21 protein-coding genes are annotated in these 23,287 nt (G+C 63.4%); 18 read left to right on the forward strand and 3 right to left on the reverse strand.

The genetic code is table 11. The features are described from left to right. Window positions 1-17: 17 nt before the first annotated feature. On the reverse strand, window positions 18-1,967 hold the full coding sequence (locus ACSMXM_RS12945; protein ID WP_460316722.1) for a serine hydrolase domain-containing protein: 1,950 nt from the start codon (window positions 1,965-1,967) through the stop codon (window positions 18-20). Between the two features lie 278 nt (window positions 1,968-2,245). Here ACSMXM_RS12945 and ACSMXM_RS12950 point away from each other — a divergent pair, with 278 nt between their 5' ends. The 17 genes from ACSMXM_RS12950 (at window position 2,246) to ACSMXM_RS13030 (ending at window position 20,223) form a co-directional block, all read left to right on the forward strand. After that, window positions 2,246-3,154, forward strand: coding sequence for a branched-chain amino acid aminotransferase (locus ACSMXM_RS12950; protein ID WP_460316723.1), 909 nt, complete (start codon window positions 2,246-2,248; stop codon window positions 3,152-3,154). Between the two features lie 14 nt (window positions 3,155-3,168). Next, window positions 3,169-4,389, forward strand: a complete 1,221-nt coding sequence (locus ACSMXM_RS12955) for a thiamine pyrophosphate-dependent enzyme (RefSeq protein WP_460316725.1) — start codon at window positions 3,169-3,171, stop codon at window positions 4,387-4,389. A gap of 11 nt (window positions 4,390-4,400) precedes the next feature. After that, on the forward strand, window positions 4,401-5,420 hold the full coding sequence (locus ACSMXM_RS12960; protein WP_460317605.1) for an alpha-ketoacid dehydrogenase subunit beta: 1,020 nt from the start codon (window positions 4,401-4,403) through the stop codon (window positions 5,418-5,420). After that, the gene (locus ACSMXM_RS12965; RefSeq protein WP_460316726.1) at window positions 5,407-6,720 is read left to right on the forward strand and encodes a dihydrolipoamide acetyltransferase family protein; all 1,314 of its coding nucleotides are present in this window, start codon (window positions 5,407-5,409) and stop codon (window positions 6,718-6,720) included. Before ACSMXM_RS12960 ends, ACSMXM_RS12965 begins: the two co-directional genes overlap by 14 nt. A gap of 256 nt (window positions 6,721-6,976) precedes the next feature. Next, a complete protein-coding gene (locus tag ACSMXM_RS12970) occupies window positions 6,977-7,606 on the forward strand; it encodes a helix-turn-helix domain-containing protein (RefSeq protein WP_460316727.1) in 630 nt (209 codons plus the stop codon). A gap of 54 nt (window positions 7,607-7,660) precedes the next feature. Further along, a complete protein-coding gene (locus ACSMXM_RS12975) occupies window positions 7,661-9,550 on the forward strand; it encodes a CocE/NonD family hydrolase (protein WP_460316728.1) in 1,890 nt (629 codons plus the stop codon). 170 nt (window positions 9,551-9,720) lie between these two features. Then, window positions 9,721-10,377 carry a PepSY-associated TM helix domain-containing protein gene (locus tag ACSMXM_RS12980; protein WP_460316730.1) on the forward strand — a complete coding sequence of 219 codons (657 nt, stop codon included), beginning with the start codon at window positions 9,721-9,723 and terminating at the stop codon, window positions 10,375-10,377. Between the two features lie 10 nt (window positions 10,378-10,387). Beyond that, a complete protein-coding gene (locus ACSMXM_RS12985) occupies window positions 10,388-10,900 on the forward strand; it encodes a DUF2271 domain-containing protein (RefSeq protein WP_460316731.1) in 513 nt (170 codons plus the stop codon). A gap of 20 nt (window positions 10,901-10,920) precedes the next feature. Continuing rightward, complete coding sequence (locus ACSMXM_RS12990; protein WP_460316733.1) at window positions 10,921-11,736, forward strand: DUF4198 domain-containing protein; 816 nt, start codon at window positions 10,921-10,923, stop codon at window positions 11,734-11,736. A gap of 56 nt (window positions 11,737-11,792) precedes the next feature. Further along, window positions 11,793-12,725 (forward strand): FAD:protein FMN transferase, encoded by a 933-nt coding sequence (locus tag ACSMXM_RS12995; RefSeq protein ID WP_460316734.1) that lies wholly within the window; start codon window positions 11,793-11,795, stop codon window positions 12,723-12,725. Window positions 12,726-12,743: 18 nt separating this feature from the next. Next, window positions 12,744-13,427, forward strand: a complete 684-nt coding sequence (locus ACSMXM_RS13000) for a Fe2+-dependent dioxygenase (RefSeq protein WP_460316736.1) — start codon at window positions 12,744-12,746, stop codon at window positions 13,425-13,427. Window positions 13,428-13,514: 87 nt separating this feature from the next. Then, window positions 13,515-15,710 carry a TonB-dependent receptor gene (locus ACSMXM_RS13005; protein WP_460316737.1) on the forward strand — a complete coding sequence of 732 codons (2,196 nt, stop codon included), beginning with the start codon at window positions 13,515-13,517 and terminating at the stop codon, window positions 15,708-15,710. A gap of 50 nt (window positions 15,711-15,760) precedes the next feature. Further along, window positions 15,761-16,564, forward strand: coding sequence for an energy transducer TonB (locus ACSMXM_RS13010; protein ID WP_460316739.1), 804 nt, complete (start codon window positions 15,761-15,763; stop codon window positions 16,562-16,564). 161 nt (window positions 16,565-16,725) lie between these two features. Then, complete coding sequence (locus tag ACSMXM_RS13015) at window positions 16,726-17,142, forward strand: Fur family transcriptional regulator (protein ID WP_460316740.1); 417 nt, start codon at window positions 16,726-16,728, stop codon at window positions 17,140-17,142. Between the two features lie 92 nt (window positions 17,143-17,234). Next, window positions 17,235-18,359, forward strand: a complete 1,125-nt coding sequence (locus ACSMXM_RS13020) for an 8-amino-7-oxononanoate synthase (protein WP_460316741.1) — start codon at window positions 17,235-17,237, stop codon at window positions 18,357-18,359. Beyond that, window positions 18,356-18,976, forward strand: a complete 621-nt coding sequence (bioD, locus tag ACSMXM_RS13025) for a dethiobiotin synthase (protein WP_460316742.1) — start codon at window positions 18,356-18,358, stop codon at window positions 18,974-18,976. Before ACSMXM_RS13020 ends, bioD begins: the two co-directional genes overlap by 4 nt. Beyond that, window positions 18,973-20,223 (forward strand): adenosylmethionine--8-amino-7-oxononanoate transaminase, encoded by a 1,251-nt coding sequence (locus ACSMXM_RS13030; protein WP_460316744.1) that lies wholly within the window; start codon window positions 18,973-18,975, stop codon window positions 20,221-20,223. Before bioD ends, ACSMXM_RS13030 begins: the two co-directional genes overlap by 4 nt. Window positions 20,224-20,240: 17 nt before the next feature. Here ACSMXM_RS13030 and ACSMXM_RS13035 read toward each other — a convergent pair whose 3' ends face one another. Both ACSMXM_RS13035 and ACSMXM_RS13040 read right to left on the reverse strand, forming a co-directional pair. Further along, a complete protein-coding gene (locus ACSMXM_RS13035; protein WP_460316746.1) occupies window positions 20,241-20,858 on the reverse strand; it encodes a ribonuclease D in 618 nt (205 codons plus the stop codon). Window positions 20,859-20,892: 34 nt separating this feature from the next. Continuing rightward, window positions 20,893-21,672: a cold-shock protein gene (locus tag ACSMXM_RS13040; protein ID WP_460316748.1), complete on the reverse strand. Its 780-nt coding sequence runs from the start codon at window positions 21,670-21,672 to the stop codon at window positions 20,893-20,895. A 318-nt stretch (window positions 21,673-21,990) separates the two neighbouring features. Between ACSMXM_RS13040 and ACSMXM_RS13045 the strand changes: the two genes are divergently transcribed. After that, window positions 21,991-23,268 (forward strand): metal-dependent hydrolase family protein, encoded by a 1,278-nt coding sequence (locus ACSMXM_RS13045; RefSeq protein ID WP_460316751.1) that lies wholly within the window; start codon window positions 21,991-21,993, stop codon window positions 23,266-23,268. The last annotated feature ends 19 nt before the right edge of the window (window positions 23,269-23,287 follow it).

A 23,287-nucleotide genomic window follows, 5' to 3' on the forward strand; every position in this document is an offset into this window, starting at 1 on the left:
CTTCCTCCTCGGGTATCTTAATATTTCGTGCCGAAGCCGATCAGGTGAAAATTGAACGCGACCCACACGAACATGAAGGCGGCAAATACCAGCAGCACGCTCCACAGCTTGGAAAGCCAGCCATTATTGCCGTGCGTCCAGACCAGGATCAGGTTCCATATGGCGAGGCCGAACAGCCCGACATAGGCCAGGATCGAGCCGATCTGCAGCGTATAGAGCAGCGGATCGAGCGCCCCGCCCAGCAGGCCCAGATTGCTGAAGGCAGTGGACATGAAATAGGCCCAGCCCGCCGATACCAGCAATACGAGCAGAGAGAAGATGCGCGTTGCCCGGAACGTGCGCAGCTGCTCGCCCTCGAAGGGACGCGCCGCGCGGAACCGCCAGCGGGCAATGACACCAGCGGGCCACGCAATCACGGTGATGACCAGAATGGCGAGCGCCGCGATCAGGGCCGGCATGATCCACGAACTGTTCAGGTGCCAGGGTACCCGATCATATACGGTGACGGCATTGGTGGACCAGCGGACGACCTCTCCATCGACGACCTGCGCGACCAGATACTCGTCGCTGCGTTCGTCGCGCCAGACATAGGGGGCAATTTCCACCCAGGTGCGCGGATTGCCGGCGGCGTTCGTGGCCGATTCGACGTAAATGCCGCCTTCCGGCGTCAGGCCGACCTTGGCCTGACCGAACAAATTCTGGACGGCCAGGAAGTTTGTCTGGAAACCCCGGCTGGAGGCGTAGGTGCCGACCATCTGGCGGGCATGCGCCTTCGCCGTTTCCGGATCGACGCGTTGATTGCCCAGGGGATCGCTGCCGAAATAGCGTTCGGCGAAGTCCGATACCAGCGCCGCGCGTAATGGCCCGGTAATGCCGTTCTTTCCGCTACTGTTGAACGATACGTAAATACCGACGTCCTGTTCCGGGAACAGCATCAGGTCTGAATGGAAATATTGCGTATCGCCGCCATGCCCGATCCCGCGGATACCGCCCACCGAGTCATCGAAAAAGCCAAGCGCCATGCCATCGAGCGGCGGCAGGGCGGTAAAGGTCGAATTGTGCATCAGGCGCGCTGTTTCCGGTGACAGCAGGGGGCCGCCGTCGTTCAGGTGCGCGATCATGAAGGCCGCCATGTCATGGCCGGTTGCCGACAGGCTGCCGGCGGGCGCGGGCGCGACGAATTCGAACGGCTTTGCATCTGCATCGGCGGACAGGTAGCCCTTCGACATCAATGGCTTCAGGCGTTCTGGCAGCGGCTGGCGGAACGAGGATCGCGTCATTCCCAGGGGCGCGAAGATATTGCGGTCGACATAGTCGTCGAACGACATGCCCGACACGCGCCCGACGATATAGCCGGCCAGGGCAGTGGCATAGTTGGAATAGGCGGGGGTCGTGCCCGGTTCGAAAATGCGGTCCGGCACGCTCTGCTTCAGCATTTCGTCGAGGGGGAGCATGCTTTCCGCGTCGGACGACATCAGATGGCGCACCGATTCCTGAAATCCGCCGGTGTGCGTCATGATGTTGCGCAGTGTTACCGGCGTTTCGTCAGGAGGAGAAAGCTCGAAATCCAGATATTCATTGACGTCGGTGTCGAGGTCCAGCTGCCCGTCTTCGACCAGTTGCATGACGGCCGTCCAGGTGAACAGCTTGCTGACGGAACCGGGACGGAACAGCGTTTCATCGGGAATGACCGGGGTGCCGGCCTCGACGTCGGAATAGCCATAGCCCTTTTCGGTCAGGATCTGACCGTCCCGGACGACGACCACCACGGCACCGGCAATATCGCCGCGCGCCATGGCGAAGGGCAGGAAGCCGTCCAGCCACGCATCCACATCGCTTTTCGTCAATTGCGGATTGCCGTCGTCCAGCGGCATCTCGGCAGGAGAGAGGTCCGTTTCCCCCGAAACTTCGGAAGCTTCCGGCGCAAGAGGCGCGGGAACCTGCGCGGGCACGGCCCAAGCAGACATCAGCATTGTCGAAACAGCAATAAGAAAACGCAAAACCATGGTCAGAAAAATCCCCCCAATTAGCCTGATCAGGAGACGTTGAGCCGGAATGGAAAGAAAGTCAATTGCTGCATCCCGTTCGCCATCGTGCTTTTGCGGAAATCCATTCTTTTCGATATGATCACGCGAATGACAGGCAATTCCCGCTGGCTTCCCCAGTCTTGGCATCTCCAAAAACCCTGCTATGTCGCCGCCAGAGAATTTTCTCGGAAAAGAAAACATTGGGTGTGATCCTGACCATGACGAATTCGAACGAACCTCTTCCCGAGCCCACATTTGACGACCGCGACGGCTGGATCTGGTTTGACGGGCAGCTTGTGCCTTGGCGCGAAGCGAATGTGCATGTGCTGACGCATGCGCTGCATTACGGTTCGTCGGTGTTCGAGGGGCAGCGCGCCTATAATGGCGAGATTTTCAAGCTGTCGGAGCACAGCCAGCGCCTGATCGATTCCGGCCGCATCCTGGGCTTCGAACTGCCCTGGTCGCGAGAGGAGATCGACGCCGCCTGCATCGAGGTCATGCAGAAGAATGGCATGACGAACTGCTATCAGCGCCCGGTCGCCTGGCGCGGCAGCGAGCAGATGGGCGTGGCGGCGCAGAAGTCGAAGCCGCACCTTGCCATTGCCGTCTGGGAATGGGGCGCCTATTTCGGCGAGGAGGCGATCCGCAAGGGCGTGCGTCTCGACATCGCCAAGTGGCGCCGCCCCGCGCCCTATACCGCGCCGACGGCGGCGAAGGCGGCGGGCCTCTACATGATCTGCACCATGGCAAAGCACGCTGCCGCCGATCGCGGCTATGGCGATGCGCTGATGCTGGACTGGCGCGGCCAGGTGGCGGAGGCGACCGGCGCCAACATCTTCTTCCTGAAGGACGGCGCCCTCCACACGCCGACGCCCGACTGCTTCCTTGACGGCATCACCCGCCGCACCGTGATGGGCCTGGCACGCGACAAGGGCATCGAGATCGTCGAACGCGCCATCTGGCCGGAAGAGCTGGAAAGCTTCGAACAATGCTTCCTCACCGGCACCGCCGCCGAAGTGACCCCCGTCTCCGAAATCGGACCCTGGTCGTTCGAGGTCGGCGACATGTCGCTGGACCTCAGAAAAGACTATCTGAACCTCGTCAATGGCGGCGCCCGCGCCGGCTGATCGGAGGCTAGATCATGCGTTCAAATTCCCTCTACATCCCCCAGCCGACGGCACGGCCGGGGGACAATCCCGGCTTTGACCACCTCGCCATCCCGGCGGTGGGTGAGACGCGACGGCCGGAAATTTTCGATTCCGAATCACAGATGCGCGACATGCCCTTCGGCCTTGTCCGCGTTCTGGATGAAGAGGGGCAGGCTGTCGGTCCCTGGCAGATCGATGTGGATCCCGAACAATTGCGCGCAGGGCTGAAGGCGATGGTCAAGACGCGCCTGTTCGAGGATCGCATGTTTCGCTCTCACCGCCAGGGCAAGACCAGCTTCTATATCCGTTCGACGGGGGAGGAGGCGATTGGCGCCGCGCAATCGCTCGTGCTGGGCAAGGCCGACATGTGCTTTCCGACATATCGGATGCTGGCATGGCTGATGGCGCGCGATTATCCGATGCTGGACCTCGTCAACCAGATCTTCTCAAACCGTGACGACCCGCTGAAGGGGCGGCAATTGCCGACGCTCTATTCCGCGCGCGACTATGGCTTCTATTCGCTGTCCGGCAATGTCGGCAGCCGTATCGGCCATGGCGTCGGCTGGGCGATGGCCTCCGCCTATCGCGGCCTCAGCGACATCTCCATCGGCCATATTGGCGAGGGCACCTCGGCCGAGGGCGATTTCGACGAGGCGCTGACCTTTGCCTCGGTCTACAAGGCGCCCGCCATTCTGTGCGTCACCAACAACCAATGGGCGATTTCCAGTTTCGCGGGCATCGCCGGCGGCGAGCACACGACATTCGCCGCGCGCGGCACCGGTCACGGCCTTCCCGGCCTTCGCGTCGATGCCAATGATTTCCTGGCCATGTGGAGCGCCACCAGCTGGGCCGCCGAACGCGCGCGGCAGGGCTATGGCGCAACCCTCCTCGAACTGTTTACCTACCGCGTCGCCGCTCATTCGACCAGCGACGACCCCACCAAATACCGGCCCAAGGAAGAGGCGGGCGCATGGCCGCTGGGCGATCCCATCGCGCGGCTGAAACAGCATCTGATCCGCATTGGCGAATGGGATGAAGAACGCCACGCTGCCATGGAGGCGGATTTCGACAAGGAAGTGCGCCAGGCGGTGAAACAGGGCGAAGCCGTCGGTACGCTGGGGAAATCGAAACCGCCCGTGTCGGAAATGTTCGAAGGGGTGTTTGAAAAGCCCGACTGGCGCGTCCTTGAGCAGCGCCGCGAAATGGGGCTCTGACGATGGCAGAGATGAACATGGTGCAGGCGCTGAATTCGGCGCTGGATACATTGCTGACGAACGACCCCGATACGCTGATCTATGGCGAGGATGTGGGCTATTTCGGCGGCGTTTTCCGCGTGACGGCGGGCCTGCAGGAAAAACACGGGCTCGCCCGCTGCTTCGACGCGCCGATTTCGGAGGGCGGCATCGCGGCGACGGCAATCGGCATGGCGGCGCACGGCCTGCGTCCCATCATCGAGATTCAGTTCGCCGATTATATCCTGCCGGCGTTCGACCAGCTGGTGTCGGAGGCGGCGCGGCTGCGTTATCGCTCCAACGACGAATTCACCGCGCCCCTGACGGTGCGGTCGCCCTATGGCGGCGGCATTTTCGGCGGCCAGACGCACAGCCAGAGTCCGGAGGCGATCTTTGCCCACATCACTGGCCTGAAAACCGTCATTCCCTCCACCCCCTATGATGCGAAGGGCCTGCTGATCGCGGCGGTGGAGGAAAATGATCCAGTGATCTTCCTGGAACCGAAGCGGCTTTATAACGGTCCCTTTGACGGTCGGCACGAAGAACAGGTGAAAAGCTGGGCCGGCCATCCGGCAGCGGAAGTGCCGGAGGGGCACTACACCGTCCCCCTCGGCAAGGCGGCCACGGTGCGCGAGGGCGGCGATGTAACGATCCTCGCTTATGGCACGATGGTTCATGTGGCGCTGGCCGCGATCGAGGAGAGCGGCCTCGATGCAGAACTGCTGGACCTGCGTTCCATCGTCCCGCTCGACATCGACGCGATCGTCGCATCGGTGAAGAAGACGGGCCGCTGCCTGATCGTTCACGAAGCGTCGCGGTTCGGCGGCTTCGGCGGTGAACTGTCGGCGCTGGTGCAGGAACGCTGCTTTTACCATCTCGAGGCGCCCGTGGCGCGCGTATGCGGCTGGGACACGCCCTATCCGCACGCATTCGAATGGGATTATTTCCCCGGCCCGGCGCGCATCGTCGCGGCGCTAAGAAAGGTGATGGAGGATATCGATGGCGAACTTTAGCTTCAGGCTGCCCGATATTGGCGAGGGTATTGCCGAGGCGGAAATCGTCGCCTGGCATGTAAAGGTCGGCGATCAGGTCGTCGAGGATCAGGGCATTGCCGACGTCATGACCGACAAGGCGACCGTCGAGATGGAATCGCCGGTGTCGGGCCGCATCGTCGAACTGGCGGGCGCGGAGGGCGACATCATCCCCATCGGCACCATCCTGGCCGTCATCGAAACGGACGAGGAGGAAATTCCCGCCGATGTGGCTGAGGCGCAGGTGCCCCCGCCCGTCGAGGAGAGCGCGGCGACGAAAGACACCGCTGAACAGCCAGCGCCCCCGCCTGCCCAGTCACCGGCCCAGTCACCCGCCCCGTCACCGGCACCGGCGCCCAAATCTGAACCTGAAGCTGCCCCGGCGGCGCAGAATGCCTCCGCCGATCCGAAGCCTGCGAGAAGCCAGCCGCTGGCATCGCCGGCGGTGCGGAAACGCGCCGCGCAGCTGGGCATCGACCTGTCGGACGTAAAGAGCGGCGAGGGGCTGATCCGCCACTCCGACCTCGACGTCTATCTGCGTTATGGCGCGGCGCAGGGCTATGCCCCGCCCGGCCCCTCGCGCAAGCGGCCCGACGTCGAGGTAAAGGTGATCGGCATGCGCCGGCGCATTGCGGAAAACATGGCCGCATCGAAGCGCAACATCCCGCACTTCACCTATGTCGAGGAAATGGACGTGACGGCGCTGGAGGCGCTGCGCCAGCAATTGAACGAAACGCGCGGCGACCGGCCAAAGCTGACGGTTTTGCCGATGATCATCGTCGCCATCTGCCGCGCGCTGGATGGCTTTCCCATGCTGAACGCCACCTATGATGACGAGAAGGGGGTCGTAACGCATCACGGCGCCGTTCACCTCGGCATGGCCGCCCAGACGGAAAAGGGGCTGGTCGTCCCCGTGATCCGCAATGCGCAGGACATGAACATCTGGCAGTTGGCGACGGAAATCGGACGCCTTTCGGAGGCTGCGCGCACCGGCAAGGCGACCAGCGCGGAATTGTCGGGCGGCACGCTGACCCTGACCTCCTTGGGACCGCTCGGCGGCATTGCGACAACACCCGTCATCAACCGGCCAGAGGTGGCCATTATCGGCCCGAACCGCATTATCGAGCGTCCCGCCGTCATCGATGGCGAGATCGAGATACGCAAACAGATGAACCTGTCGATTTCCTGCGACCACCGCGTCGTCGACGGTCATGATGCCGCCAGTTATGTTCAGGCGCTGAAAAAGCTGATCGAGGCGCCCGTGCAGCTTTTCGCCATCTAACGGGGGCCGCATGGTCCTGCCTCCCTCATTTGAAGGGGGGGCAGGCAATGCTTTGGCCGCGTCCGGGGCGTTTTATGCGGCGGAACCGCATCTCTGGCTATGTTGACGTTCACCCTCGCGGTTGCTGTAGGGGTCGGCAACGTTGCGCTTATTTATAACGTCGTTTAGCAATATGCCTGAACGTCAACAGCCCCCAATTGGTTAAAATGAACCTCAACGGAAATCTGCTTCCCTTCCCCCGCTCGGCGAACGGCCTGTGAGCGACAGCCACCCTACATTGGGGAGCGTCATCAGGCGCATTCGCTTCAACAATCGCTGGACCCTGAAGGAGATGAGCACGAAAACGGGCATCCCGCTTTCGACTCTCTCCAAGGTCGAGCATGACCGGCTGACCCTCACCTACGACAAGCTTCAGCAGCTTAGCCGCAGGCTCGACATTCGCATGTCAGACCTGTTCGCAGAGGATGCCGCCCAGCCGCAGAAGCAGGTGATGGCGCGTCGCAGCCTCGGGACGCTGGACAGCGCCTTTCGTGTCGAAACCGACAATTACGACTATCATTACATGTGCCCCGACCTGCGGCGGAAGCGGATGATCCCGATCCTGGCGCGCATCCGCGCCAAGAGCCGTGAGGAATTCGGTGCGCTCGTGCGCCACAATGGTGAGGAGTTCATCTATGTGGTGGAGGGCAAGATCGACGTTCACACGGAATATTACGACCCGGTCACGCTGAAGCAGGGGGAATCGATCTACATCGATTCCACCATGGGCCATGCCTATCTGGTGGCCGATGGGTGCGACGAAGCCCTGGTCCTCGCAATGTGCTCCAGCGAACAGGAAAATCTGATGGATTCGCTGATGAGCCTGCATGGCGAGCCTGTTCTTTAGGGGTATATTGTGTCACAACCCCGAACGATAAGTTTTCGAGGGGGGAATATTCCGATGAAGTTGCTGATAGCGTTCGTGCTCGCGACCCTGGGTGTCGGCCTGACGGCTGGCCGCGCGGACGCGCAGACCTATTCGGATCTGACCGACGAGGCGGCGCAGAAGGCGCTGGCGGAAATGGCCGATGTCCGCATGATCCGCATGGTGCCCATGCGCGACGGCGTGCAGCTGGCGACGAATATCTATCTGCCAAAGGACGCCGAAGGCCCTCTGCCGACGATCTTCTGGAAGACCCCCTATAACGAGCTGTCCTATCAGGCGCGCACCACCCGTCGTGCGTTGGAGGCGGTGTCGCGCGGCTATGCCTATGTCGTGCAGAACGAGCGTGGTCGCTATTTCTCTCAGGGCGATTATGAGATCTTGGGAAAGCCGCAGACGGACGGCTATGACATGCTCAGCTGGATTGCCGAACAGTCCTTTTCCAACGGAAAGGTCGGCACGCTCGGCTGCTCCTCCTCCGCCGAATGGCAACTTGCCCTTGCTGCACAGAACCACCCCGCGCACACGGCGATGATTCCCATGGCGTCGGGCGCGGGCATCGGCAAGGTCGGCGAGTTTCAGGAACAGGGCAATTGGTACACCGGCGGCGTGCCGCGCAGCCTGTTCTTTGTTTGGCTGTACGGCGTCGACAATCCGCTGCGCGCGCAATTGCCAGAGGGTCTAGATCCGGAAATTCAGGCGCGGATTGCCCGGTATAATGATCTTGCGGCTACCAAACCCCCGGTGGACTGGCCGAACCAGATCAAGCATCTGCCGCTCGACGAAGTGCTTTCAGACCTTGGCGAGCCGGCGGCGACGTTTGAGGAATTGATCGCGCGCACCCCGGCCGACCCTGCTTGGCGAGAGGGTGGCCTCTATCACGATGATATGGGCTGGGGCGTTCCCGCCCTGTGGTTCAACAGCTGGTATGACGTGTCCATCGGCCCCAATCTCGCTCTCTTCAACCATGCGAGAGAGGTGAATAGCGAGCCGGAGGCGAGCGAGAATCAATATGCCGTCATCGGCCCGAACACGCACTGCCAATTTTCCAATTACGGCCCGAATTACAAATCCGGCGACCGAAATCTGGGCGACACCAGCTTCGACGCGGATGCCCAGATCTACGCTTTCTTCGACAAATGGCTGAAGGGCGAGGACCGCGCCTTCCCCAAGTCGACGCCGCATGTCCGCTATTTCAACATGGGCGGCAATGAGTGGAAGGCGGCGCAGCAATGGCCGCCGGAGGACGCGAAGACCGTGCGTTTCTATCTGCGGTCTGGCGGCGCGGCGAACAGCCTGTACGGCGATGGCCGTTTGTCGCCGGAGGCTCCGTCGGCGGCGGAACCAGCCGACAGTTTCACCTATGACCCCATGAACCCGGTGCAGACCATTGGCGGCGGCGACTGCTGCAATGGCGGCCTCGTCCAGGCGGGCGCGTTCGACCAGCGCTTGATAGAGGCGCGCAATGACGTCCTCGTCTATACCAGCGAGCCGCTGACCGAACCGCTGGAGGTTACCGGCTTCATCGATACGGTTCTGAACGTGTCGTCCAACGTGCCGGATACCGATTTTGCGGTGAAACTGGTCGATGTGGCGCCCGACGGGACAGCTTATATTCTTGCCGATACGATTCTGCGCGCGCGCTATCGCGACGGCTTCGAACAGCCTGCCATGATGCAGCCGGGTAACGTCTATACGCTTCAGCCGACGCCGATGGCGACCAGCAATACATTCCTGCCTGGCCACCGCATCCGGGTGGAGGTCACCTCCTCCAACTTCCCGAAATTCGCCCGTAATCTGAATACCGGCGGCAATAATGAGAGCAGTACCGAAACCGCTGTCGCCGATAACCAGGTGCATCACGGCGTGGACAACGCCTCCTATATCGAACTGCCGGTCGTCCGGTAACGGCGCCGATTTTAGAAGCTGAAAGGGCCGTGCGCTGTTGAGGCGCGCGGCCCTTTTTGCATTTTGCCAGAGTGCTATTGCAATTCAGTCTCAATTAGGACTAGGTCCGGCATAACAGGTCGAAAGGGGTGCATTGGTGCACCGCTGTCGCCGTTTGCGCACAGGGTGTCATGGATCAGTCTGCGTCTCTCGCCCGATCGGCGGGGATACGAAAGAAAAAGCGGCGTCTGTCGCCGTTCTGGACCCGGCAGCTGCACAGCTGGCACTGGATGTCGAGCGCCATCTGCCTGATCGGCATGCTGCTGTTCGCCATTACCGGCATCACCCTCAACCATGCTGCGCAGATCGAAGCCGACGCGCAGATTACCAGTCAGGAGGCGCGGCTGCCGCCCGACGTGCTGCAAAGTATCACCGCATCCGGCGACGGTGATCCGGTTCCGGCGGCGGTCGCCGCGTGGGCCGATGGCGAACTGGGGGAGGATATGCGCGGCCGCGCCCCGGAATGGAGCGAGGAGGAGCTATATGTGGCGCTGCCCCGTCCGGGCGGCGACGCATGGATCGCCATCGACAGGCTTTCCGGCGACGTCCTGTACGAGCGCACGGATCGCGGGCTCGTCGCCTGGCTGAACGATCTGCACAAGGGGCGCGACACCGGCGCCGCCTGGTCATGGTTCATCGATATTTTTGCCGTCGCCTGCGTGATCTTCTGCGTGACCGGCTTCTTCCTGCTGCAGCTTCACGCGCGGCACCGCAAATCGACCTGGCCAATCGTGGGGGCGGGCGTCGCCATCCCCGCACTGCTGATCCTGCTGTTCATGCACAATTAGAAGGGTGCCCATGAAAACCAATCTTGCCGTCCTTACCCTCGGACTTGCCACCGGCTCCGCCCAGGCGGCGGGCCTGTCGGTCAGCGTGGAAATCCCGCGCCTGTCGGTGGCGGAGTATCACCGCCCCTATGTCGCCATGTGGATCGAGGATTCCGGCCGCCGCGCCGCCAGCAATCTGAACGTCTGGTATGACGTCGAAATGCGCAATGACGAGGGCGAGAAATGGCTCGCCGACCTGCGCGGCTGGTGGCGAAAGGCCGGGCGCAGCATGGACATGCCGATTGACGGCGTCAGCGGCCCGACAAAGGCCCCCGGCGTGCACCAGGTCGATTTCCGCAGCGGTGCCAAGCCCCTCGGGACGCTGAAACCGGGCAGCTACACGCTGAAGGTGGAGGCCGCGCGAGAGGTGGGCGGCCGCGAAATGCTCTCGATCCCGTTCCAATGGCCGCCAAAGGACAGCGAGACCAAATCCGCCAAGGGAAAATCCGAACTGGGCACTGTCAGCCTGAAACTGAAGAACTGAATTCCTTTCTGGAGATGATCATGACTTTGAAAATCCGTGCGCTGGCCCTGGCTGCCCTCCCTCTCGCCCTGCTGGCGACGTCCGCCGATGCGCATCGCCGCTGGCTGCTGCCCTCCGCGACCGTCCTGTCGGGCGATACGGAACTGGTCACCGTCGATGCGGCCTCGTCGAACCAGCTTTTCGTATTCGAACACCGGCCCCTGCCGGTGGACGGTGTGACCGTGACCGGTCCTGACGGACAGCCCGTGGCGACAAAGATCATCGGCAGCGGCGATTATCGCAGCGCGTTCGACGTCCCGCTGGCTCAGCAGGGCACCTATCGCATCGCGCTGGTAAATGACGGCCTGATGGGCACCTATATGCTGGATGGAGAGCGCAAGCGCTGGCGTGGTACGCGGTCGGAAATGGCAAATGCCGTCCCGGCGGGCGGCACCGAAGCGCGCTTCATTCAGACCAATGGCCGGATCGAGACATTCGTGACCTTGGGTGCTCCGAACGAAGCGGCGCTGCAGCCGACTGGCCAGGGGCTGGAACTGGTTCCCGTCACCCATCCCAACGACATCGTCGTCGGCGAACCGGCGCGCTTCCAGTTTCTCAGCGATGGCCAGCCAGCCGCCAATCTGAAGGTCGAATTCGTTGAGGGCGGCACCCGCTATCGCGATGCGGCCGGGTCGCAGGAACTGACCACGGATGCGGAGGGGATGGTCGAGCTGACCGCCGAGCGGCCGGGCTATTATTATATCGAGGCAGGCATGGAGGGCACGCCACCCGCGGACGCCGCGATCGCCGGCAGCCGCTCCAGCTATACCGGCGTGCTGGAGTTTCTGCCGCTCTGATACGGGCCGCCGAACCGCAAATCATCATTCCCCCGCCCCGGGGTGGGCCGCATGCCGTGCGCCCGCCCCGGGGCGATGTGGTCACGCTTACCGGGACGACAATGGGGACCGGCTGGCGCATCCGCGCAGTCGTCCCCCATGCCGCCGATGCGGAAAGGCTGAGAGCCCCCGTCGAGGCAGTATTCTCCGCTGTGATTTCTGAGATGAGCCAGTGGGATCCCATGTCAGAGCTTAGCCGCTTCAACCGCGCCCCCGGCGGAACATGGCACGCGATCTCGCCGGGTTTCCTCGCGGTGATCGACTGCGCACTCCTGATCGCCGGTGCCAGCGACGGGGCATTCGATCCGGCCATGGGACAGGCGACGGAATATTGGGGCTTCGGCGCGGCGTCTGCCCCGTTGGGAGTGCCCATGCGCCCCCCAGTCGTCCCGGCGCACGGCTGGCGCGACATCAGGCTGGACCGTGGCAAGGCGCGGCTGTGGCAGCCGGGCGGTGTACATCTGGACCTGTCCGGCATCGCAAAGGGCTACGCCGTCGATGATGCTCTGGCCACGCTCGGCCAACTGGGCATCGACAGCGCACTTGTCGAAATCGGCGGGGAGCTTGCCGCCAGCGGAGTGAAACCCGACGGCATGCCGTGGTGGGTCGACCTCGATCCCGTGCCTGGCCTCGCCACCCGGCCCACGCGCCTCGGCCTCTGCGGCTGGTCGGTCGCCACCTCGGGCGACTGGCAACGGCGTCGGGACAGCGGCGCGGACAGCTGGTCGCATACCCTGTCGCCAGCCTCCCGCGCGCCGTTAAGGGGCGGCAGCCGGTCCGCGACGGTGCTGCATCGTGCGTGTATGCAGGCGGACGCGCTCGCCACGGTGATGATGGTGATGCCGCCTGACCGGGCGCTGGACTTTGCCAATCGGCATGACCTGCCGGTCCGCATCGTCACTGCCGCGGGCGAGGTTCGGGAAAGTGCGGCATGGCGGCAATTTGGCTGATTTGACGGGACAAGAGACATGATGCTGAAAATCGAAAAGATTCTGTCGCCAAACGAGGTGCAGGCTTGCCGCGCCATCGTCGATGCCGGCGAATGGGTGGATGGTAACGAGACGTCCGGCCACCAGTCGCGCCTGGCCAAGCACAACGCCCAGTTGAAGGAGGGCAGCGACGCCGCGCGGGAGGCGGGCCAGCTTATCCTCGCCGCGCTCGGCCGCAGCCCGACATTCGTCGCCGCCGCCCTGCCGCTGAAGGTCTTTCCGCCGCTCTTCAACCGCTACCAGGGCGGGCAGGCGTTCGGCAATCACGTCGACAATGCGATGCGGCAGCTGCGCGGCAGCGAATTTCGCATTCGCAGCGATCTGTCCTGCACGCTGTTCCTTGAAGATCCGGAAAATTACGAGGGCGGCGAACTGGTCGTGGAGGATCTGTTCGGTGAGCATCGCGTAAAGCTCGCCGCCGGCGATGCGGTTCTCTATTCCGCCGCCAGCATCCATCGCGTTACGCCTGTCACCGGCGGCACGCGGACGGCCTGCTTTTTCTGGCTGCAAAGCATGGTGCGAGAGAATGAGGCGCGGGAGCAGCTATTCCGCCTCGATCGCAGCGTGCAGACCCTGTCGGCGGAAAGGGGCGGCGGCGATCCGCTCGTCGTCGAACTGACGAATCTCTATCACAATCTTTTGCGCCGCTGGGGGGACGCCTGACAAATCGATAATAGTTCGCAGAAGCACCTTGACGAATCTGCTAATCATTCGCATTAGCGCCCTCACATAAAAAAGAGGGGTATCGAGATGTCCAGAAGTTCCACCGGCCGCCCGGCCACGTCCGCCAGCTTCGTCGCACTGGGGTGCGTCGGCTTCCTTGCCACCGCGCCCGCACTGGCGCAGGATGCGGAGCCCGCTGCAGAGGCAACGCAATTGCAGGGCGTCGTTGTCACCGACAGCGCCATCGAGGAGGAGTATAAGACGGAAAAGGTGCAGTCGCGGCTGGTTACCGCGCCGCTGCTCGACACGCCGCGCACCGTCGATGTCATTACCAGCGCCGTCCTTGAAAGCACGGCGTCCTATTCGCTGCAGGAGGCGCTGCGCACCGTTCCCGGCATCACGCTAGGCGCTGGTGAGGGCGGTGTTGCCGCCGCCGATATTCCGCTGATCCGCGGGGTCGACGCGACGTCCGACACCTATGTCGATGGCGCGCGCGATGTCGGCTCGCAGCTGCGCGAGACCTTCGCGGTCGAGCGCATCGAGGTGTTCAAGGGACCGAATGCGGCGCTCGGCGGTCGTGGCGGCGCGGGCGGGTCCCTCAATATCGTCAGCAAGCTGCCAGTCGATGGAAACCATGCCATCGCCCAGGGTACGGTCGGAACGGACGATTTCTATCGCGCCACCGTCGATGTGAACCAGCAGGTGAACGACTTCATCGGCGTCCGTATCAATGCCCTTTATCAGGATGCCGACGTGCCCGGCCGTGACGCCATTCACGATGACCGCTGGGGCATCGCCCCCTCCGTCACCCTCGGTATGAATTCGCCGACGAAGATGACGCTGTTCTACTATCATTACGAAACGGACGGCGTGCCGGACTATGGCATCCCTCTCACGTCCCGCGAGCAACTGCCTGGTGGAATCCGTGAGCCGGCGGACGTCGACCCGGACAATTTCTATGGCCTGCTGGTGCGCGACTTTCAGGAAACGCAGGTCGATTCGGCAGAGGTTCTGATCGAACATGATTTCGGCAATGGCTGGGCCATTTCCAATATCGCGCGCTATGGCCGTTCCAAGAACGAATATATCGTCACGAACCCCGATGACAGCGCCGGCAATGTCGTCGACGGTGCCGTCTGGCGCGCGATCAAGAGCCGCGGATCCGTCAATAAAAGCCTGGTCGACAATCTGACGCTGTCCGGCGATTTCGCGACCGGCTCCCTGTCGCACAGCATCGCGATCGGCGGAGAATATACCTATTCAGACACGTCGAACCGCAATTTTTCCGTCGATACCGGCGACAGGAACTGCCCTGCGGACGCGTTCGCGCAGTTCAATTGCACCGACCTGCAGAATCCCAACCCGGCCGACCCATGGAACGGCGCCATCAGCCGCAGCGCGACGCCCAGCGTGGCGGAGGCGACCAGCTTTGGCATCTACGCCTTCGACACGGTGACCATCGTTCCGCAGCTATTGCTGAACGGCGGCATTCGCTGGGAAACCTTCAAGGTCGAGGCGGCAGGCAGCGGCCGTGGCGGCGCCTATGATGTCGAGGCGAAGAACGACTTCGTCACATGGCAGGCGGGAATCATCTACAAGCCGACCGACCTCACCAGCCTATATTTCTCCTACGCCGACTCCGCGAACCCGCCGGGCGCCGACGTCGGAGAGGGGTCGAGCGGGATCAACGCGGGCAATGAGTTCTATGAACCCCAGCGCAATGAGAATTGGGAGGTTGGCGCAAAGGCAGACCTGCTGGACGGCGCGCTCAGCCTGACCGGTGCCGTGTTTCAGATCGATCGCGACAATGTCATCAATCAGGATCCGATTGCCGGACCGATACCTATCGCCGACAAGGCGCGAATCCGGGGCGCCGAAGTCGGTGTGCGCGGCCAGCTCGGCCCCGTCGCCCTGCTCGCCGGCTATTCCTATCTCGATAGCGAGGTGAAGGACGGCAGCCCCGAAGATGGCAACCGCCTGCCCCAGACGCCGAAGCATAATGTCGCCATGACCGCCACGTGGCAGGCGACGCCTCGGTTCAGCCTGGGCGGCGGTGCCTATCATGCATCGGAACGCTTCGCCGATACCGGAAATCTGATCCGTGCCGACGCCTATTGGCGCTTCGACGCGCATGCCGAATATCAGCTGTCCGATCATCTGGGCGTGCGGCTGAACGTGCAGAATGTCGGGGACGAGCGTTACATCACCCAGCTCAGGAACCCGCACTTTGCCGTGCCCGCGCGGGGGCGGCAGGCGCTGCTGACCTTGACGGGGCGGCTGTAACGGAATCGGTTGGCATGTGCGAATGAGTTGCATTAACAGGGGCTATGTCCATGCATGCGCATTCCTACATGCCGGCCGAACAGGGCGCCTTGTCCGGGCGACTGGGCAAGTCTGCGGGTGGTCTGGGGGGTGCCTGGCATCACCTCCACCGGCGCCCGCAAACCCGGTCCTACCCCTCCGTTTCGGGGCATGACACGGCGCCCTCCGGCTTTTTGACACAGGAAACGCCGCGTTACCGGGCGCTTGCGATCATCGTGGCGGCGCATCTCGGCGCCCTGGCCGCCGTGCTGATGGCGCGCAGTGTCATGCCGCAGGCGGTGCCCGAGGCGCTCGACACGTTCATGATCGCCAATCCGCAGCCGCCCGCCCCCACTGCCCCGCTTGAACCGGTGGAGCTTGTTGAGGTGGACGTCACACCGCCCTCTCTGATCGTCGCGCCGCCTGTGGAGGTGCCGGTAAAGGCGCCCTCTCCCTTACGTGCGGTGCATCGTGTGACGCCGCCACCGCCCGTCATGGCCGGCGCGGCGGTGACGCCCCCCGCGCCCGCCGCCCCGCCGGCGGCGCCGGCTCCTGTCGTTCCGCCGGATTTTTCGGCTGCGCAGCTCAACAATCCCGGGCCGAAATATCCCTATCTGTCCCGCCGCAGCCGGGAAGAGGGCGTCGTCCTTCTCCGCGTGCTCGTGACCGAGGAGGGCAAGGCCGACGAGATCAAAATCTCGGAAAGCTCCGGGTTCGAACGTCTGGACAAGGCCGCGCTGAAGACGGTCTCGAAATGGTCCTTCCTCCCCGCAAAGCAGGCGGGCGAGGCGGTGGCCGCCTGGGTGCTGGTGCCGGTCACCTTTTCGCTCTCCTGAACCCCGCCAGACTCGGCCCGAATTGAAAAGCGTGCAATTTCGACGGCATGCTAACGGAAAGTCGTAGTTTTTGCTGAAAACCTTAACATCCCGGCTTCTGCGGACTTGCGGATCGGCATGGCAGCGAGGATAGGGGGCGCTCAGTAGCCGGAGGCCGTCCGATGACGAAAATCGATATAGAGGCACTTTGCCAGGAACGCGGGCTTCGCATTACGGAGCCGCGCCGCGTCATCGCGCGTGTCGTGTCGAATGCAGACGATCACCCGGATGTCGACGAACTGCACCGCCGCGTTCGGGAGGTCGATCCCGGCATTTCCATTGCCACCGTCTATCGCACGATGAGCCTGTTCGTAGAGGCTGGCATCGTCGAACGGCACGATTTCGGTGAACACAAGGCGCGGTACGAGCCTGCGGGCGACGATCATCACGACCATCTGATCGATGTCGAAACCGGAAATGTCGTGGAATTTTTCGACGAGGAACTGGAGGAGCTGCAAAAGCGCATTGCAAAGCGCCTCGGCTATGATCTCGTAGATCACCGCATGGAATTGTACGGAAAGCGAAAAGCAAAGGCTTAGCGTCCGGTTCCAACACTCTTTCGGTCCCCGGGATGGGCGCCGCCGCGCGCACCCCCTTTCATCATGCTGGAAACTGGCTTTAGGGGGGCGCGATGCAGCTATTCTCCGCCCAATATGAAGATCTGGCGCGCCTGGGGGCCAGGGACCGCCTGCGCCGGCTCAGCCCCGCCAATGGCAAGGATTTTTCCTCGAACGACTATCTCGCGCTGGCGGACAGTGACTGGCTGCGGGCGGCGGGGGAGGCTGCCCTCCACGACGGCGTGGCTGCGGGATCGGGCGGATCCCGCCTGCTGCGCGGCAATGCACCGGAACATGAGGCGCTGGAACATGCCGTGGCGCAGCAATTCGGCAGCGAATCCGCGCTCTTCTTCGGCAGTGGCTTCGCGGCCAACAGCGCCCTGTTGGCAACCCTGCCGCAGTCCGGCGACCTCGTCGTCCATGACGCGTTCGTGCATGCCAGCGCCCATGACGGCATGCGCCACGGTCGTGCCGAAACCGTCGCGGCGGCACATAATGATGCCTCCGCGTTTGAGGATTGCATCCGCGCATGGCGACAGGGGGGCGGTACGGGAACGCCATGGCTCGCGGTCGAAAGTCTTTACAGCATGGATGGCGACCGCGCGCCGCTCGCCGATCTTGCCGCCATTGCCGACCGCCATGACGGCATCCTTCTGATCGATGAGGCGCACGCCACCGGCGTGTTTGGCGACCGGGGCGAGGGGCTGGCCGGAGCGTTGGAGGGGCGGCCCAATATCATCATCACCCGCACGCTGGGAAAGGCGCTGGGGTGCGAGGGTGCGCTGATCTGCGGACCCCGCATTGTTCGGGATTTCCTGATCAATCGTGGACGTCCCTTCATCTTCTCTACCGCGCCCTCGCCGCTGATGGCGCGCATCGCCATGGCGGCATTGCGCAATCTGGAGGAGGAACCGCAGCGCCGCGCGCGTCTGCACGCTCTGATCGCCCATGCGGAATCGCGGCTGTCGGCGGTGGGTGTCGCGCCCACCGGATCGCAGATCATGCCGCTGATCCTGGGTGAGGATGCGCGGACCATGGCCGCTGCCCAGACGCTGCAGGCGGCGGGCTTCGACATACGTGGCATACGTCCGCCCACCGTTCCGGCGGGAACCGCGCGGCTCAGGATTTCGCTGACGCTGAACGTCGGTGTGGCAGAGGTGGACGAACTGGCAGATAGATTGGCGGACCTGCTGCCATGAGTCGGTTCGTCGTCACGGGCACGGACACCGATGTCGGCAAGACCGTATTCGCCGCCGCGCTGGCCGCTGCGACGGGCGCGCATTATTGGAAGCCGGTGCAGGCCGGCACGGAGGAGGGTGGCGATATCGGCGCGGCGCTACGCCTGGGCGTGCCCCCCGCCCGCATCATTCCAGAGGCATATCGGCTGGCGACCCCCTGCTCGCCGCACCGTGCTGCAGAGCTGGACGGTGTGGAGATCGACGTTCAGCGTCTGTCGCCGCCGGCCGGACCCGCGCATCTGGTGGTGGAAGGCGCGGGCGGTGTGCTGGTGCCCGTCACCCGCCAGATCCTCTATGCCGACCTCTTCGCGCGCTGGGGATTGCCCGTCATTCTGGTGGCGCGCACCGGCCTCGGCACGATCAACCACAGCCTGCTGTCGATTGAGGCGCTGCGGCAGCGGAATGTCCCCATTCATGGCGTCGCCTTCATCGGCGAACCACAGGAGGACAGCGAGAATATCATCGCCGCTCTTGGTAAGGTACGCAGGCTGGGGCGTCTTCCCCGGCTGGACGATCTGAGGGCGGAGACGCTCTCCGCCGCGTTCGACGCCGCTTTCCCTTCTGGAACTTTCACATGACCGACAGCCCGGTATGGCACCCCTTCACGCAACATGGATTGCAGGAACCGATCCCGCTCGTCACCCATGCGGAGGGGGCCGCGCTTCATACTGCCGATGGGCGCCGCATTATCGACGGCATATCATCCTGGTGGGTCACGACCCACGGTCATGGCAATCCGCGCATCATGGACGCCATCGCCGATCAGACGCGGCGTCTTGATCAAATCATTTTCGCAGGATGGACGCACCAGCCTGCGGAGGATCTGGCGCGCGGGCTGCTGGAGATCATGCCGTCCGAGCTGACGCGGGTTTTCTTTTCCGATTCCGGCTCCACCAGTGTCGAGGTCGCGCTGAAAATGGCGCTGGGATATTGGCACGCTCAAGAAACCAGGCGAAACCGCATCATCGTTCTGGAACACAGCTATCATGGCGACACCATCGGCGCGATGTCGGTCGGCGCGCGCGGTGTTTTCAATCAGGCCTATGATGCGCTGCTGTTCGATGTGGTGACCGTACCGTTTCCGGCGCCGGGGCGGGAACAGGAAACGCTGGATGCGCTGGAACGCGCATGCGCCGACGATGCCGCCGCCTTCATCGTCGAACCATTGGTGCTGGGCGCAGGCGGCATGCTGTTCTACCCGCCGGAAATTCTCGCGCGCATGCACGAAATCTGCCGCCGCCACGAAACGATCTTCATCGCCGACGAGGTGATGACAGGCTGGGGCCGCACGGGCACCCTGCTGGCCTGCGAACAGGCGGGGATCGTGCCGGACATCCTCTGCCTGTCAAAGGGGCTGACCGGCGGTGCAATCCCCCTTGCCGTCACCATGGCGAGCGAACCCATCTATCAGGCGCATTATTCGACGGACCGGGCGCGGATGTTCTTTCATTCGTCCAGCTATACCGCCAATCCCATCGCCTGCGCGGCGGGCAATGCCAATCTCGCCATCTGGCGAGAGGAACCGGTGGGAGAGCGGATCACAGGCCTGGAGGAACGGCAGCAGGCCGGCCTCGACCTCCTCGCTGACACGCCGGGCATCGTGAATACCCGCCGGTGCGGAACGATCCTGGCGTGCGAGATTGGCGATGGCAGCGGCTATATGAACGCCGCCGCGCCGTCGCTGTTGGCATTTTTCAGGGACCGCGACCTGCTGCTCAGGCCGCTCGGCAACACGGTCTATGTCATGCCGCCCTTTTGCATTGGCGATGATGATCTGGGCCTGTCGCACCGCGCGATCGCGGAGGCAGCGAGCCTCGGCACCTGATATTGGGCTCGTCGCCCTCAGCTATGCGCGAAAATATCCACCTGGTCCCACCCCAGCAGGTCCAGTTCCGCGCGAATCGGCAGGAAATCGAAACATGACTGCGCCAGCGCCGTGCGCCCCTCGCGGGCCAGGCGTTCATCCAGCACCTGCTTGATCTCGTGCAGATAGCGGACGTCGGATGCGGCATATTCGACTTGTGCATCGGACAGGCGCGGCGCGCCCCAATCGGACGATTGTTGCTTCTTCGACATGTCCTGGCCGATCGTTTCACGCGCCAGCTCTGCCAGTCCGTGACGATCCGTATAGGTGCGGATCAGCTTCGACACGATCTTCGTGCAATAGACGGGCGCCATGGTCACGCCCAGCCAGCGCTTCACCGCCGCGATGTCGAACCGTGCGAAATGCAGGATCTTCAGGCGGTTCTGATCGGCCAGCAGCGCCTTCAGCACCGGTGCATTATATTCGCCCCGGTCCAGGCGGACCAGATGTTCGTCCGGCCCGCCATTGGACAGCTGAACCACGCACAGGCGGTCCCTGTGCGGGTTCAGGCCCATCGCCTCGCAATCGACGGCGATCGAACCGCTACTGCCGAAGACGCCTTGGGGCAGGTCGCCCTCGTGCAGATATGCGGTCATCGATGTGGAGTCCTGCTAGATAAAAGTCGGGAAATCAGATGACTTCGATCTGGTCCACGGAAACACGCCCACGCCGGTCGCGTGCCAGTTCAAAGGAGACTTTCTGTCCCTCCGTCAGGCTTTGCAGGCCGCTGCGTTCCACTGCGCTGATGTGCACGAATGCGTCGGGCTGTCCATCATCGCGCGAGACGAATCCGAAGCCCTTCATCGCGTTGAAGAACTTGACCGTGCCATCGACGCGCTCGCCGGGCGTGAAGTCGACGTCTTCATCGCGATTGCCGCCGCCCTGGCCATGGCCGCCGCGATCTTCGCGCGGTGCACGGGCGGGTGCCGCAACCGGATCGCCCTCGATCTGCAGTTCGGTCGCGCTCAGGCGGCCGCCCTTGTCGATCAGCTCGAACTGAACCGGCTGGCCCTCGCCAAGCGACGTATGACCTGCACGCTCCACGGCGCTGATGTGGACGAAGACGTCCTCGCCCTCGTCACGCGCGATAAAGCCGAAACCCTTGGTCGGGTTGAACCACTTTACGGTGCCGCTGGCCTGGCCGAGTGACATGCCGGCATCGCGGCCACCACCGCCGCCGCCGCCGCCACCACCGCGATAGCCACCGCCACCGCCGCCGCCGCCGTAACCGCCCCCACGATCACCGCCGCCATAACCGCCGCCCTGATCGAATCCGCCGCCGCCAAAGCCGCCGCGGTCGTAACCGCCGCCGCCACCGCCGCCGTAGGAATCATTGCCGCCGTAAAAATCCCCGCCACCACCGTGACGATCCCGATCACCCCGGCCGCGCCGGCGTCCCTCATAACCCATTTAATTCAGTCCATCTCTTCATTCGTGCCGGCGGGCGCGATCCGTGCCGGTAGCCTTCTCTTGTTCGTCCGCCTTTTGCGGGTCGCCTCGAAGCCTCATTCACTACTTTGCTACGTAACAGCCCCTCGCACCGCGAGGCCCGACTCGCACCACCTGGCACGAGCAGCTTTCTGGCATAACGCATAAACGACGCAACGAACAGGTATTTATGGATTGCTCTCTCGGGCGCCCTTCTCCGCCTCTCACAAACCTCCGCTTGCAGACGGGGCGGCATGGCCGTACCTCCGTCGGCGCATATATTCTGGGGGAGAGCCTATCATGTTCCGCATTGCCGCCACCTTGGCCGCGTGTGTTCTGGCAACGCCGGGACTCGCACAGACCTACACCATCCACGCTGGATCGCTGATCTCCGACGCTGCGGAGGCGCCGCGTGGCCCTTCCACCATAACGGTCACGGATGGGCGCATTGCCGCCATCGCCGATGGCCTGCAACCGGCACCCGCCGGGGCGACGCTGGTGGATCTGTCGGCGCTGACCGTGATGCCCGGCCTGATCGATTCGCATGTCCATCTGGAGGGGGATCATGACACCAAATACGAGCAGGGCTTCATCGATACGGACGAATATGGCGTCACTGTCGGACTGAAGAACGCGCGCCGCTCGCTGGACGCAGGCATGACGACGGTTCGCGATCTGGGCAGCGCACCGCAGACCATGTTCGCCGTCCGCCGCGCCATTGATGAGGGGTTGCACGAGGGGCCGCGCATTCTTGCATCCGGTCCCGCCATCTCCATCATCGGCGGCCATGGCGACATGTCAAAGGCCCGGCCCGAGATACTGACGGCGATGACCGGCCATAATACCTGCACGGGGGCTATGGAGTGTTCCGAACGCGTGCGTCAATTCAGCCGCGCGGGCGCCGATGTCATAAAGATCACGGCCACGGGCGGCGTTCTGTCGCAACAGGGTCGCGGCCTCGAAGCGCATTTCACCGATGAGGAGATGCGCGCCATTGCCTCGACGGCGGGTTCGCTCGGCCTGAAGGTCGCGGCTCATGCCCATGGCGCACGCGGTATAGAGGCGGCGGCCCGCGCCGGCATCACCTCCATCGAACATGGCACCTTCGTCGACGAGGCCGGTATCGAGGCCATGAAGGAGAACGGCACCTGGTACGTGCCGACGCTGATGGCCTATCGCGGAATAGAGGAGCAGCTGGGCACCGGCATCTATACTCCCGTTGTCGAGGACAAGATTCGCCAGACCATGGAATATGTCGGCAAGGGGCTGAACGCGGCCTACCGCGCCGGCGTCCCCATCGCATTCGGCACCGATTCCGGCGTCTATGCCCATGGCCGCAATAATGAGGAGGCGGCAATGATGGTCGAACGCGGCGGAATGCCGCCCCGCGCGGTTCTGGTCGCGGCCACCAAAGGCGCGGCGGATCTCCTGGGTATCGCCGATGAGACCGGCACCCTCGAAGCCGGAAAATCCGCCGATCTGATCGCCGTGGAGGGGAACCCGGTGGAGGATATTCGCGCCCTGGATCGTATCCGTTATGTCATGGCGCGCGGCCGCGAACACACGATCGGCGAGTAGGCCCGCACCCCTCTAAACC

This window comes from Pacificimonas sp. ICDLI1SI03 (genome assembly GCF_054740865.1).

Excerpts from the sequence above, each read along its gene's own strand:
- ACSMXM_RS12945 (WP_460316722.1), bottom strand. The coding sequence starts at position 1,967 with ATGTCTGCTTGGGCCGTGCCCGCGCAGGTTCCCGCGCCTCTTGCGCCG.
- ACSMXM_RS12950 (WP_460316723.1), top strand. The coding sequence starts at position 2,246 with ATGACGAATTCGAACGAACCTCTTCCCGAGCCCACATTTGACGACCGC.
- ACSMXM_RS12955 (WP_460316725.1), top strand. The coding sequence starts at position 3,169 with ATGCGTTCAAATTCCCTCTACATCCCCCAGCCGACGGCACGGCCGGGG.
- ACSMXM_RS12960 (WP_460317605.1), top strand. The coding sequence starts at position 4,401 with ATGAACATGGTGCAGGCGCTGAATTCGGCGCTGGATACATTGCTGACG.
- ACSMXM_RS12965 (WP_460316726.1), top strand. The coding sequence starts at position 5,407 with ATGGCGAACTTTAGCTTCAGGCTGCCCGATATTGGCGAGGGTATTGCC.
- ACSMXM_RS12975 (WP_460316728.1), top strand. The coding sequence starts at position 7,661 with ATGAAGTTGCTGATAGCGTTCGTGCTCGCGACCCTGGGTGTCGGCCTG.
- ACSMXM_RS12980 (WP_460316730.1), top strand. The coding sequence starts at position 9,721 with ATGGATCAGTCTGCGTCTCTCGCCCGATCGGCGGGGATACGAAAGAAA.
- ACSMXM_RS12985 (WP_460316731.1), top strand. The coding sequence starts at position 10,388 with ATGAAAACCAATCTTGCCGTCCTTACCCTCGGACTTGCCACCGGCTCC.
- ACSMXM_RS12990 (WP_460316733.1), top strand. The coding sequence starts at position 10,921 with ATGACTTTGAAAATCCGTGCGCTGGCCCTGGCTGCCCTCCCTCTCGCC.
- ACSMXM_RS13000 (WP_460316736.1), top strand. The coding sequence starts at position 12,744 with ATGATGCTGAAAATCGAAAAGATTCTGTCGCCAAACGAGGTGCAGGCT.
- ACSMXM_RS13005 (WP_460316737.1), top strand. The coding sequence starts at position 13,515 with ATGTCCAGAAGTTCCACCGGCCGCCCGGCCACGTCCGCCAGCTTCGTC.
- ACSMXM_RS13010 (WP_460316739.1), top strand. The coding sequence starts at position 15,761 with ATGCATGCGCATTCCTACATGCCGGCCGAACAGGGCGCCTTGTCCGGG.
- ACSMXM_RS13015 (WP_460316740.1), top strand. The coding sequence starts at position 16,726 with ATGACGAAAATCGATATAGAGGCACTTTGCCAGGAACGCGGGCTTCGC.
- ACSMXM_RS13020 (WP_460316741.1), top strand. The coding sequence starts at position 17,235 with ATGCAGCTATTCTCCGCCCAATATGAAGATCTGGCGCGCCTGGGGGCC.
- bioD (WP_460316742.1), top strand. The coding sequence starts at position 18,356 with ATGAGTCGGTTCGTCGTCACGGGCACGGACACCGATGTCGGCAAGACC.
- ACSMXM_RS13030 (WP_460316744.1), top strand. The coding sequence starts at position 18,973 with ATGACCGACAGCCCGGTATGGCACCCCTTCACGCAACATGGATTGCAG.
- ACSMXM_RS13035 (WP_460316746.1), bottom strand. The coding sequence starts at position 20,858 with ATGACCGCATATCTGCACGAGGGCGACCTGCCCCAAGGCGTCTTCGGC.
- ACSMXM_RS13040 (WP_460316748.1), bottom strand. The coding sequence starts at position 21,672 with ATGGGTTATGAGGGACGCCGGCGCGGCCGGGGTGATCGGGATCGTCAC.
- ACSMXM_RS13045 (WP_460316751.1), top strand. The coding sequence starts at position 21,991 with ATGTTCCGCATTGCCGCCACCTTGGCCGCGTGTGTTCTGGCAACGCCG.